7 protein-coding genes are annotated in these 14,018 nt (G+C 30.1%); 6 read left to right on the top strand and 1 reads right to left on the bottom strand.

Annotation, left to right across the window (positions count from 1 at the left end; genetic code table 11):
* Positions 1-44 precede the first annotated feature (44 nt).
* From infB to PHEL85_RS16105, 6 genes are all read left to right on the top strand, one after another.
* On the top strand, positions 45-2,909 hold the full coding sequence (gene infB, locus PHEL85_RS16130) for a translation initiation factor IF-2 (RefSeq protein WP_036827544.1): 2,865 nt from the start codon (positions 45-47) through the stop codon (positions 2,907-2,909).
* 156 nt (positions 2,910-3,065) lie between these two features.
* Positions 3,066-3,629, top strand: a complete 564-nt coding sequence (locus tag PHEL85_RS16125) for a porin family protein (RefSeq protein WP_052108618.1) — start codon at positions 3,066-3,068, stop codon at positions 3,627-3,629.
* A 153-nt stretch (positions 3,630-3,782) separates the two neighbouring features.
* Positions 3,783-7,145, top strand: a complete 3,363-nt coding sequence (locus PHEL85_RS16120; RefSeq protein ID WP_036827541.1) for a leucine--tRNA ligase — start codon at positions 3,783-3,785, stop codon at positions 7,143-7,145.
* Between the two features lie 88 nt (positions 7,146-7,233).
* Positions 7,234-7,491 (top strand): SemiSWEET family sugar transporter, encoded by a 258-nt coding sequence (locus PHEL85_RS16115; RefSeq protein WP_081965184.1) that lies wholly within the window; start codon positions 7,234-7,236, stop codon positions 7,489-7,491.
* Positions 7,492-7,568: 77 nt separating this feature from the next.
* Entirely contained in the window at positions 7,569-8,663 is a 1,095-nt protein-coding gene (locus PHEL85_RS16110) for a HesA/MoeB/ThiF family protein (protein ID WP_036827539.1), read from the top strand.
* A gap of 8 nt (positions 8,664-8,671) precedes the next feature.
* Positions 8,672-10,441: a MutS-related protein gene (locus tag PHEL85_RS16105; protein ID WP_036827536.1), complete on the top strand. Its 1,770-nt coding sequence runs from the start codon at positions 8,672-8,674 to the stop codon at positions 10,439-10,441.
* A 116-nt stretch (positions 10,442-10,557) separates the two neighbouring features.
* On the opposite strand, the gene mfd is transcribed toward PHEL85_RS16105, so the two are convergent.
* Complete coding sequence (mfd, locus tag PHEL85_RS16100; protein ID WP_036827535.1) at positions 10,558-13,887, bottom strand: transcription-repair coupling factor; 3,330 nt, start codon at positions 13,885-13,887, stop codon at positions 10,558-10,560.
* Positions 13,888-14,018 lie beyond the last annotated feature (131 nt).

The following is a 14,018-nucleotide window of genomic DNA, read 5'->3' as shown; positions in this document are numbered from 1 at the left end:
AAGTAAAAAGTATATTTTTACAATTATAAAGTTAAAAAGAATATATGTCTGTAGGCAAAACAATGAGGCTTAATAAAGTTTTAAGAGAATTAAACATTTCTCTAGATAGAGCAGTCGAATATTTAGCGGATAAAGGTCACGAAATAGAAGCGAGACCTACCACTAAAATTACGGGTGATGTCTATCAAGTTTTACTTGATGGCTTTGAAACAGATGCTAATAAGAAAGCAGCATCTAAAGAAGTTGGTGAAGAAAAACGTAAGGAGAAAGAAGCAATTCGTTTAGAACTAGAAGCTAAATTAGAGAAAAAAAGAGCGGAAGAGGTAAAGAAGGAAGAGGTTTTAAAGGCCAAAGCAGATAAATTAGAATTTAAAACTGTTGGTAAAATTGATATTGATAATATCGGTAAAAAACCTGCGGACAAAGTTGAAGAGGTGAAAGCAACACCTGAAGAGATTGTTGTTGAACCAAAAGTGGAAGAGCCTAAAGTTGAAAAACCGGTTGAGGAAACTCCAGTAGTTGAAAAACCAAAAGCAGAAGAGCCTAAAGTTGATGAAACTCCAGTAGTTGAAAAACCTAAGACTGTAAAGCCAGATGCTAAAAAGACTGTTTCTGAAATAGAAAAAGAAGTTTCTAAAGTTGTTGAAAAACCTAAGACTAAAAAGGAAGCTGCAAAAGCTGAAGAAAAAGCTGAAGATGTTACTGCTGAAAATGCAGAAGCTATCAAAACTCAGTATAAAAAGTTAGATGGTCCTAATTTTACAGGTAAAAAAATTGACTTAAAACAATTTGAAAGACCTAAGAAAAAGAAACCAGAAGTTAAAAAAGCTTCAAATGCAGACGCGAAAAAGAAGCGTAAACGTATTGTAACTAAAGCCGGAGCACCAGGTTCTGCTACAGCTAGACCTAATAAGCCAGGTCAAGGTAATAGAGGTGGTAGTAGACCTCCATTTAATAGAGGAGGAAGAGGAAACTCAAGACCAGCAGCAGTTAAGAAAGAAGAGCCAACAGAAGCAGAAATTCAAAAGCAAGTAAGAGAAACGCTAGAGAAATTGCAAGGAAAATCTTCGAAAGGAAAAGGAGCGAAATACAGAAGAAGTAAAAGGGAAGCACATAGAGAGCATTCTGATGCTGAACAAGAAGCTCAAGCATTAGATAACAAGATCTTAAAAGTAACAGAATTTGTTACGGTAAGTGAGGTTGCTACAATGATGAATGTTCCTGTAACTAACATTATTTCATCTTGTATGATGTTAGGAATGATGGTAACAATGAATCAGCGTTTAGATGCAGAAACATTAGTTATTGTTGCAGAAGAATTTAATCATAAAGTAGAGTTTATTGGTGCTGAAGTAGAGGAGTCTATTGAAGAAGTAATTGACAAACCAGAAGATTTAGTAAGTCGTGCGCCAATTATTACAGTAATGGGTCACGTAGATCATGGTAAAACTTCGTTATTAGATTATATTAGAAAAGCTAATATTGTAGAAGGTGAAAGTGGAGGAATTACACAACATATTGGTGCATATTCTGTAAATGTAGGAGATCAAAAAATAGCATTTTTAGATACACCAGGTCACGAAGCCTTTACAGCAATGCGTGCACGTGGAGCTCAAGTTACAGATTTAGTAATTATTGTTGCAGCAGCAGATGATGATGTAATGCCACAAACTAAGGAAGCAATTTCTCATGCACAAGCAGCAGGAGTGCCAATTATATTTGCAATTAATAAAATTGATAAGCCAAACGCCAATCCAGATAATGTAAAAACTCAATTATCTGCAATGAATTTATTGATTGAAGAATGGGGAGGTAGCATTCAATCTCAAGATATTTCAGCAAAAACCGGTCAAGGAATTGATGAGTTATTAGAGAAAGTTTTATTAGAGGCCGAAATTTTAGAATTAAAAGCGAACCCTAATAAAAATGCAGTTGGTACAGTTGTAGAAGCTCTTTTAGATAAAGGAAGAGGTTATGTATCTACAATTATGGTACAAGCAGGTACTTTAAAAATTGGTGATTATATTCTTGCAGGAAAAAACAGTGGTAAAGTTAGAGCCATGTTTGATGACAAAGGAAACAACTTAAAAGAAGCTGGACCATCAACTCCAGTATCAATTTTAGGTTTAGACGGAGCACCACAAGCAGGAGATAAATTTAATGTATTTGATGATGAAAGAGAAGCAAAACAAATTGCATCTAAGAGATCTCAATTACAACGTGAGCAATCTGTAAGAACTCAGAAAACATTAACGTTAGATGAAATTGGACGTAGAATTGCTTTAGGAGACTTTAAAGAATTAAATATTATCCTTAAAGGAGATGTTGATGGTTCTGTTGAGGCATTAACAAATTCATTCCAGAAATTATCTACAGAAGAAATTCAAGTAAATATTTTACATAAAGGTGTTGGAGCTATTACAGAAAGTGATGTTTTATTAGCAACAGCATCAGATGCAATTATTGTTGGATTTAATGTGCGTCCTCAAGGAAACGCTAGAACAATAGCAGACAAAGAAGAAGTAGATATTAGAACATATTCTATTATTTATGACGCCATTAACGATCTTAAAGACGCCATGGAAGGAATGTTATCTCCAGAAATGAAAGAAGAAGTTACTGGTAATGTAGAAATTAGAGAAATTTATAAAATTTCTAAAGTTGGAAACATTGCAGGTTGTATGGTGATGTCTGGTAAAATTCAAAGAGATTCTAAAATTAGAATTATTAGAGATGGTATTGTAGTTCATGATGGAACTTTAACAGCTCTAAAACGTTTTAAAGATGATGTTAGGGAAGTTAAAAAAGGATTCGATTGTGGTATTCAAATCAAGAACTATAATGATATTGTTCAAGGTGATATAATTGAAGCTTATACAGAAGTAGCAGTTAAAAAGAAATTGAAATAATAATTTCTGAACATATATTTATTAAAGCCACATTTTTTATGTGGCTTTTTTTTATGCTATTATTCTTTATTTAAGTTGGTTATTGTATAGTTTTTTTGATACACTTTTAAATATGGCATAACATTTGTCTTAGAGATGTAATTAAAAACCAAAATTATGATTAAAAAACTATGGATTGCTTGTATTGTAATTGCTTTTACAGGAACAGTATATGCACAAGATGTTAAATTAGGGATTAAACTAGGAATGAATATTGCTTCTGTGAATGGGAGTAGTGCTAATAACCTTGATTCAAGAACAGGATTTGTTTTTGGAGCTACAGCTGAAGTTTCGTTTACAGAAAAATTCTCCATTCAGCCAGAATTATTATATTCTGCTCAAGGTGCACAGCAAAAGGATAATTTTAAATATGATTTAAATTATGTTTCACTTCCTATTATGGCAAAATATTATATTACCAAAGAGTTTAATGTAGAAGCAGGTCCACAATTTTCTTTTTTAATTAAAGATCAATTAGTGCCAGTTGATCAATATAGTGGAGCAACAAAAGAAAATACTGATGCAGAAAATTTTGATCTTGCTGCAAATCTAGGTTTAGGATATCAGTTTGAAAGTGGAATATTTGTTCAAACAAGATATAATTTAGGGTTGATTGCAATTAGTGAAAATCCAGATATTAAAAATGGTGTTTTTCAAATGACATTGGGATTTCAATTCTAAACTAAATAACAATAAATTAAAAGCCTCTTCTTTTTAAAGGAAGAGGCTTTTTAGTTTTCACTTTCTTAAATAACATCAATTTAAGCAAGTTCGTTTTTACTTTAATCTTCTAAAGAATAAACGTAAATTTGCACACTTTAATAAAAGAATCAAATGCAATACAATCACTTAGAGATAGAAAAGAAATGGCAAAAATTTTGGGCAGAAAACCAAACTTTTAAAGCCAGTAATGAATCGGATAAACCTAAATATTATGTGTTAGATATGTTTCCTTATCCTTCAGGAGCAGGTTTACATGTTGGGCATCCTTTAGGATATATTGCAAGTGATATTTATGCACGTTATAAACGTCATAAAGGTTTTAACGTATTACATCCTCAGGGATATGATTCTTTTGGTTTACCTGCAGAACAGTATGCAATACAAACTGGTCAGCATCCAGCAAAAACCACAGAAGAAAACGTTGCAACTTATAGAAGACAATTAGATAATATTGGTTTTTCTTTTGATTGGAGCAGAGAAGTAAGAACTTCAAATCCTGAATATTATAAATGGACACAGTGGATTTTTATCCAACTTTTCAATTCATGGTATAATAAAGATTCCGACAAAGCAGAAGATATTTCTACTTTAGAAAAAATCTTTAAAAAAGAAGGAAATGCAACAGTAAATGCAGTTTCAGATGAAGAAATAAAGTCATTTTCTTCAGATGAATGGAAAGCATTTTCTAAAACAGAACAAGAAGAATTATTATTACAATATCGTTTAACATTTTTATCAGATACAGAAGTAAACTGGTGTCCTGCTTTAGGTACCGTTTTGGCAAATGATGAAATTGTAAACGGAGTTTCAGAACGTGGAAGTCATCCTGTTGTTCGTAAAAAGATGACACAATGGTCTATGAGAATTTCTGCATACGCACAACGTTTGTTAGATGGATTAGAAAAAATTGATTGGCCACAACCTTTAAAAGATTCTCAAACCAATTGGATTGGGCGTTCTCAAGGAGCAATGGTAACTTTTAAAGTAGAAGAAAATACTACAAAATCAAATTCTGAAGTAAAGTTATCTTATAAAGAATTAGAAGCATTAAAAGAATTACGTCAAAATTTATCGAAAGCAGAAACTACGCTTTGGAATGAAATTAAGAATAAAAAAGGAGCATCAAAATTTAGAAAAAAGTACACTATTGGTACTTTTATGGTAGATTATGTGTGTGTTGCTAAGAACTTAATTGTTGAATTTGTTGGTAAAGAAGATGAAGAAGAAAGAACCGCATTTTTTCATAAAGAAGGTTTTAATGTAATTCGTTTTACGAATGAAGAAGTTTTACAAAATGTAGTAAAAGTAGTTTCAGAAATTAATTTTGCGATTCAATTTCCAAAAGTTGATAAAACTGAAAGTAATAAAAATGTCACTTCGAGCGAAGTCGAGAAGTCATATAAAATTGATGTTTTTACAACAAGACCAGATACAATTTACGGAGTAAGTTTTATGACTTTAGCTCCAGAGCACGACTTGGTTTCTAAGATAACAACAGATGCTCAAAAGGCAGAAGTTGAGGCTTACGTTACAGCTACAGCAAAACGTTCTGAAAGAGATAGAATGGCAGATGTAAAAACCATTTCTGGTGCTTTTACAGGTGCTTATGCAATTCATCCTTTTTCTGGTGAAAAAGTTCAAATTTGGATTGGAGATTACGTGTTAGCAAGTTATGGTACAGGAGCAGTTATGGCAGTTCCTTGTGGAGATCAACGTGATTATGACTTTGCAAAACACTTTAACATTCCAATTCCTAATATTTTTGAAGGTGTAGATATTTCTGAAGCTGCTCATGCAGATAAAGACGGAACTGTAATTGCTAATTCAGATTTTTTATCAGGATTAAAATATAAGAAAGCATTAAAATTAGCCATTTATGAAATGGAAAAACGTGGTTTTGGTTACGGTAAAATAAACTATAGATTACGTGATGCAGTTTTTAGTAGACAACGTTATTGGGGAGAACCTTTCCCAGTGTATTATAAAGATGGAATGCCACAAATGATTGATGCAGAACATTTGCCAATTGTGTTGCCAGAAGTTGAAAAATACTTGCCAACTGAAGATGGAAAACCACCTTTAGGAAATGCAACAGAATGGGCTTGGGATTCTCGTGGAAAGAAAGTTGTTTCTAACGAAAAGTTAAAAAATAAAACGGTTTATCCTTTAGAATTAAACACAATGCCTGGTTGGGCAGGAAGTTCTTGGTATTTTAATAGATATATGGATGCTACAAATTCTACTGAATTTGCAAGTAAAGAATCTTTAGAATATTGGAAAGAAGTAGATTTATATATTGGTGGATCTGAACATGCAACAGGACATTTATTATACGCGCGTTTTTGGCAAAAATTCTTGTTCGATAAAGGAATTGTTCCTGTAGATGAGTTTGCAAAAAAACTGATTAATCAAGGAATGATTTTGGGGACGAGTGCTTTTGTATACAGATCAACTGCTTTTGTTAAAAATGGTTGTGGTTGTGCAGATGAAAAATCTTTAGATGATGTTTTAGAAAAGATACCTACAGTAATTGTTTCTAAAAATTTATTTAATTCTGATGATGAGTTTGAAACTGTTGTAAAAAATTACTTACTAGATAATAAGTTTTTAGATCCTAATTTTGCAGATTTAGTGATGATTACTAAAACTGCGATTCATTCTGATGTTTCTTTAGTAAACGCTTCTGATGAATTAGATGTTGATGGATTTAAAAATCATCCTTTAAATGCAGATTACAAAAATGCTGAATTCGTTTTAGAAGAAGGTGTTTATAAAGTTGGACGTGAGGTTGAAAAAATGTCTAAGTCTAAATACAATGTTGTAAACCCAGATGCTATTTGTGAAGAATATGGAGCAGATAGCTTACGTTTATTCGAAATGTTTTTAGGACCTTTAGAACAAGCTAAACCATGGAAAACGTCAGGTATTTCTGGAGTTTCATCTTTCTTAAAAAAATTATGGAAATTATATTTTAATGGTGAAATATTAGAAGTTTCTGATGCAGAACCAACAAAAGACGAGTTAAAAACATTACACAAAACAATTAAAAAAGTAGAAGATGATATAGAGAATTTCTCTTTTAATACATCTGTTTCTACATTTATGATTGCTGTAAACGAGTTAACTGCTTTAAAATGTAATAAGCGTGCAATTTTAGAACCTTTAACAGTTTTAGTTTCTCCTTATGCACCTCATATAGCAGAAGAATTATGGAGTTTATTAGGAAAAAAAGAATCAATTTCTACAGCAGATTTTCCAGTATTTGAGCCAAAACATTTAGTTGAAAGCGCTAAGAATTACCCAATTTCTTTTAACGGAAAAATGCGCTTTACGCTAGAACTTCCTTTAGATATGTCTAAAGATGAAATAGAAAAAGCAGTTATGGAAAATGAAAAAACAATAGCTCAATTAGATGGTAGAACACCTAAAAAAGTAATTATTGTTCCTGGTAAAATTGTAAACATAGTAGGCTAAATATTAAGTCTTTTCATTTTTATAGATGTTTTGTGATTCTTGTAAATACAAAAATCACAAAACATTTCATTCAAAAAAAGGTAAAAGAGTGATTGATCTTCATGAAATTATTGGTTTAGTTGCAGCTGTATTTACAACAGCATCATTTTTGCCACAAGTATTTAAAACATATAAAACAAAAGATACATCTGGTCTTTCTTTAACCATGTATATTGTCTTTTTTACAGGAGTTGTTTTGTGGTCAGTTTATGGAATTTATATAAATAGTTTATCAGTAATTTTAGCGAATTCTATTACTGCAATTTTAGCTTTATATTTAATTTTTCTGAAGCTAAAATATAAATAAAAAAAACATTTTAGATAGAATTAAAAGTCACTACAAATATTGTAGTGACTTTTTTATTTAACTATCTTGTCTGCTCAATGAATGTAACAAAAAATCAACTTTTTAAGCGTCAGATAACTTTATCAGAAATTGGTGAAGTTGGTCAACAAAAACTCCAAAAAGCGGCTGTTTTAGTGGTTGGATGTGGAGGTTTAGGAAGTCCGATTGCTGTTTTGTTAGCTTCTAGTGGAATTGGAAAAATTCATTTGGTAGATTTTGATACAGTTGATGTTACCAACTTACACAGACAAGTTTTTTATACTTTAGATGATGTAGATCAACCAAAAGCAGCAGTTTTATCAGAATTTATAAAAAAGAGAGCGCCTTTTACAGAAGTTAGTTTCACCAATAAACCAATTACAAAAGAAAATGTTTTTGAGCAGATTTCAGATTTTGATATTATTGTAGATGGCACAGATTCTTTACCAACCAAATACTTGTTAAATGATGCATGTGTTATAACAAACAAACCTTTGGTTTATGGTTCTTTATATAAGTTTGATGGTTATGTAGCTAGTTTTAATGTTTTACAAAAAGACGGAAGTTATTCATCAAATTTAAGAGATGCTTTTCCAAAAATGGCAACAGATATTCCTAATTGTGAAGAAGCAGGAACCTTAAATTCTATTGTAAGTTTAATTGCAACTCAACAAGTAAATGAAGTTTTAAAATTGATTACAGAAACAGGAAAACCTTTAATAAACGAGTTGCTGATTTACAATTCACTTCAAAATACGCAATTTAAAATGAAGCTAAAACCAACAGTTTTAAAAGAACAGATAGCTAAATTATTTAAAATACAAACCTATTTTGATATTGCATGTGCTACTCAAAATTCTGATTGGCAAATTTCATCAAAAGAATTAAAAGAACAATTGTCACTTCAATCACAGTCTAGAAGTTTAGAGTTGATTGCAGTTTTACCAAATCTAAAATTGCCTTTTACTGTTCATCAAACAATTCCTATTCAAGAATTTGATGTAGAAAAAATTGAAATCGATTTTGATAAAACTTATATTATGGTTTGTCAAAGAGGCTTTAATAGTTTTAAGGCAACAAAAATGTTGAAAGAGAAATACCCTACATTAAATGTTTTAAACTTAACTGGTGGAATATCTAGTTATAATAATTAGAATTTTAAATGAATAAACCTTTCGATTTTTATAGCCAACAAAAGTCTAATTTAGAAATAGAAGCAGCTTCTTTAAAAAAGAAATCTGTAAACATGAGTGTGTTTAGATTTGTTGTTTTTTTAACAACTTGTTTCTTAGTTTACCTAACATTTGGTAAATATCCAGATGTTTTTATAATTGCTTTTTTAGGCGTTTTATTGTTTAGTTTTTTAGTTGTAAAACATGTCGATTTACAAAGAAAAAGAGCGATTGTAAACGCAAAAATTAAAATCAATAAAACAGAAATAGAAGTTTTAAATAGAAAATTTCATCATTTAGATGCAGGAGATGAGTTTGTAAGTCCAACTCATTTTTATAGTAATGATATCGACTTGTTTGGTGTTGGTTCTTTTTTTCAATACATAAACAGAACTGTTACAACTGAAGGGAAAAAGATACTAGCAAATACGTTTACAGAGAATGTTATAGGCGGAATTGTTGAAAAACAAAATACCATTAAAGAATTGGCAATAAAAGTAAAATGGAGACAACATTTTTCTGCTTTAGCTAGTTTAGTTACCACAAAAAATACTTCAAACTCAATTGTTTCTTGGATAAAAGATTACGATACTGTTTTACCTATGTTTCTTAATAAAATTCAAATAGTGTTTTCTATAATTTCAGTTGTTTTAATAGGTTTGGTTTCATCCGGAATTGTATCATTTTCTTATTTATTAATTTGGTTTTTTATTGGTCTATTTATAACAGGTAGGTTTTTAAAGAAAACGAGTAATTTATATACAGAAACAGATAAAGTAAGAGAAACATTTAAGCAATATCATGTATTGTTAAATGAAATTGAAAACGAAACTTTCTCATCAACAATTTTAAAAGGTAAACAAGAAATAATCAATTCAGAAACTAAAAAAGCTTCAACAATATTTAAAGAATTTTCTAGGGTTTTAGATGCTTTTGATCAGCGTAACAATATTGTAATTGCTGTTTTTGGTAACGGACTTTTTCTAACAGAAATTAGGACTTCTCTAAATGTAGAAAAGTGGATTTCTAATTACAAACATACCGTAGATAAATGGTTTGAAGTGGTTGCTTTTTTTGATGCTCAAAATTCGTTGGCTAACTTTCATTTTAATCATACAAAGTTTGTTTTTCCAACAATTACAACAGAAAAAGAAGTTATAAAAGCTACCAATTTAGGACATCCATTATTAGATGCTTCCAAAAGAATTGACAATGATTTTTTAATAAATAAAGAAGAGTTTTTTATTGTTACAGGAGCAAATATGGCTGGTAAAAGTACTTTTTTAAGAACTATTTCTCTCTCTATTGTTATGGCGAATTGTGGTTTGCCTGTTTGTGCAGAAAACTTTAATTATGCGCCAATAAAACTGATTACAAGTATGAGAACTACAGATTCTTTAACCGAAGATGAATCGTATTTTTATTCTGAATTAAAGCGTTTAAAATTTATTGTAGACCAAATTAAAACCACAGATTATTTTATCATTTTAGATGAAATTTTAAAAGGAACCAATAGTAAAGACAAGGCGATTGGTTCAAAAAAGTTTGTAGAAAAACTTACAAAATCGAAATCTACAGGAATCATTGCCACTCATGATGTGAGTTTGTGTGAGTTAGAAAACGAATTTAAAGATATTAAAAACTACTTTTTTGATGCAGAAATAAGTAACAACGAATTGAGTTTCGATTATACTTTAAAAAACGGAATTTGTAAAAATATGAATGCTTCTTTCTTGTTAAAAAAGATGGAAATTGTTTAGAGACTAATAGTTAGCAAACAAGTCTAGCCCTGATTGAGCGACTTGTTTGAGCTCTTTTTTTGTTTTTTCAAAAAAAAGCGAGTAGCGAAAGCAGGAAATAGCTTCTAAAAATAAATTTATACTTTTTGCAAAATACTTAAAGCAGTTTTAACGCTATCAATTCTGATAAAAGTAATTAATAAACGCAATCCGTTTTTGGTTTCTTTCTCTTTCATTACACAACTTTTACTGTTTTGTTGCACGTATTTTAGCATTCTTGTAAAAGCTTCTGTTTGATAAAAATCGCTCTGTTGGTTAGACACAAAGTACCCAATCATTCTTTTTTGTTTCAGAATAATCTTTTCTAAACCTAATGCTTTTGCCAACCATTTTATACGAACAGAATCTAAGAGATCTTCTACCTGAGTTGGTATTTCTCCAAAACGATCTATAATTTCAGTTTCGAAAGTTTGTAATTCGCTTTCATCGGTTAAATCTCCCAATTTGGTGTATAAAGCCAATCTTTCTGTAATAGAATTGATATAATCATCTGGAAATAAAATCTCGAAATCTGTATCAATCTGTACTTCTTTTACAAACTCTTTTGGTTTAGAATTGTCTGTTGGATACAATTCTTTAAACTCATTTTCCTTTAATTCTTCAATGGCTTCTTGTAGTATTTTTTGATAGGTATCAAAACCAATGTCGTTTATAAATCCGCTTTGTTCTCCACCTAATAAATCTCCTGCTCCACGAATTTCTAAATCTTTCATGGCAATATTAATTCCGCTTCCTAAATCAGAAAATAAAACGAGTGCTTCAATACGTTTTCTGGCATCATCTGTCATCATATGATAAGGAGGCGTTATAAAATAACAGAATGCTTTTTTGTTAGAACGACCAACTCTACCACGCATTTGGTGTAAATCACTCAATCCAAAATTGTTGGCATTATTTATAAAAATGGTATTTGCATTTGGTACATCTAAACCGCTTTCTACAATAGTTGTAGAAACTAAAACATCAAAATCTCCACTCATAAAACCGAGCATTAATTGTTCTAGTTTTTTACCTTCCATTTGTCCATGACCAATTCCTATTTTTGCAGAAGGAACCAACCTTTGTAATAAACCAGCAACTTCTTTGATGTTTTCTATTCTATTATGAATAAAGAAAACTTGTCCACCTCTAGAAATTTCATAAGAAATTGCATCTCTAATGGTTTCTTCAGAAAAACGAATAACATTACTCTCAATTGGATGTCTATTTGGTGGTGGCGTTTTTATAACAGATAAATCTCTTGCCGCCATTAAACTAAATTGTAACGTTCTAGGAATTGGAGTTGCAGTTAAGGTTAATGTATCTACATTTTCTTTTAAAGTTTTTAATTTGTCTTTTACAGCAACACCAAATTTTTGTTCTTCATCAATGATTAATAAACCTAAATCTTTAAATTTTATTCTTTGATTTGTAAGTTGATGAGTTCCAATAATAATATCAACAGAACCATCATTTACTCCATCAATTGCTGTGGTTTTTTGTTTTGCAGTTCTAAATCTATTTAAATAATCAATTTTAATAGGAAAGTCTTTTAGTCTTTCTGAAAAGGTTTTATAATGTTGAAATGCTAATATTGTAGTTGGAACTAAAATGGCAACCTGTTTGCCATTATCTACTGCTTTAAAAGCAGCTCTTACTGCAACTTCTGTTTTACCAAAACCAACATCACCACAAACCAATCTGTCCATGGGTTGCTCTTTTTCCATATCATTTTTTACATCTTGTGTCGCTGTAAATTGATCTGGAGTATCTTCATACATAAAACTACCTTCTAACTCATGCTGAATATGAGTATCAGGTCCAAAAGCAAACCCTTTTTGTAGTTTTCTTTTGGCATATAATTGAATTAAATTAAATGCAATATGTTTAACTCTTGCTTTGGTTTTTTGTTTTACTTTTTTCCAAGCACCAGAACCTAATTTGTATATTTTAGGTGCTTTACCGTCTTTTCCATTAAACTTAGAAATTTTGTGTAAAGAGTGAATACTAACATATAAAATGTCTCTTTCTCCGTAAACAAGTTTAATTGCTTCTTGTTTTTTGCCTTGAACATCAATTTTTTGTAAACCACCAAATTTTCCAATTCCATGATCCATGTGTGTTACATAATCGCCAATTTCTAGTTTATTTAATTCTTGAAGTGTAATGGCTTGCTTTTTAGCGTATCCATTTTTTAATCTGAATTTATGATAACGTTCAAAAATTTCGTGATCTGTATAGCAAACTAGTTTATTGTCTACATCTACAAAACCTTTATATAATGGAAAAACCACGGTTTCATAATGTACTTCTTTATCAGAATCATCAAAAATATCATGAAAACGTTTTGCTTGCTGATCATTTGCACAAAAAATGTAATTGGTAAATTTTCCTTTGTGATATTCTTCTAAGTTATCAATTAATAAATTGAATTGTTTATTAAACGAAGGTTGTGCAATTGTGTTGAATTCAATTTGTGGAATTTCTAGTTTTTGTGTTCCGAAATTAACTAGTGTAAATTCTTGTAGTTGATTTTTTATAAAAGTTCCATCACAAAATAATTCTGATGGTTTTGAGTGATTTATTTCTTTTGATAAATCTAAGAATGCTTCTTCTGCTTTTGAAAAGAATCTATCAAGATTACCAACTAATAAATCTATGTTTTTTGCAAAAATGATTGTTTTAGAAGAAATGTACTTTAAGAAACTCTCTCTATTTTCTTCTAATGTTTTGTTTTCTACATTTGGCATTATAGAAACTTTTTTCAGTTTCTCTTTAGATAGTTGCGTTTCTACATCAAAAGTTCTAATGCTATCTATTTCATCACCAAAAAATTCTATTCTATAAGGTTCATCATTAGAAAAAGAAAATACATCTATAATTCCACCTCTTACAGAAAAATCTCCAGGTTCTGTAACAAAATCTACACGTTTAAATTTGTATTCGAATAAAACTTCATTTACAAAATCTAATGATAAATCTTCACCAACATTTACTTTTAAGGTACTTTTTTCTAATTCCTTTTTAGTGACAACTTTTTCAAATAAAGCAGTTGGATACGTGACAATTACAGCTGGTTTTTTACGTGAGTTTATTCTATTTAAAACTTCAGAACGTAATAAAACATTAGCATTGTCTGTTTCTTCTATTTGATAAGGTCTTCTGTAAGATCCAGGATAAAAAAGCACGTTTTTTTCGCCTAATAATTGTTCTAAATCATTTAAGTAATAAGCGGCTTCTTCTTTGTCATTAAAAATTAAAAGAAAAGGTTTGTCAGCTTTTTTAAAAGTTTCAGAAATAACAAAAGACAACGAAGATCCAACCAAATTCGATATTTGAAAATGGTTTTTGTCTTGTTGAAGCTGTGTAATTATCTGCGAAATATTCACAGATTTTTGATATTGATTAACGATGTTCTGCTTGCTCAACTTAATAATATTTTATGCAAATGTAAATCTTAACATTTAAAAAAGTATATAACTATTTTGTTTTCTTGTAGAATACAATATATTTGTCTTTAAACAGTTTATTTTCTGTTAAATAAATCCCCTTAATGCAA

It is taken from the genome of Polaribacter sp. Hel1_85, from assembly GCF_000766795.1.
Classification (GTDB): domain Bacteria; phylum Bacteroidota; class Bacteroidia; order Flavobacteriales; family Flavobacteriaceae; genus Polaribacter.
This window is presented reverse-complemented; position numbering and strand designations above follow the sequence as displayed.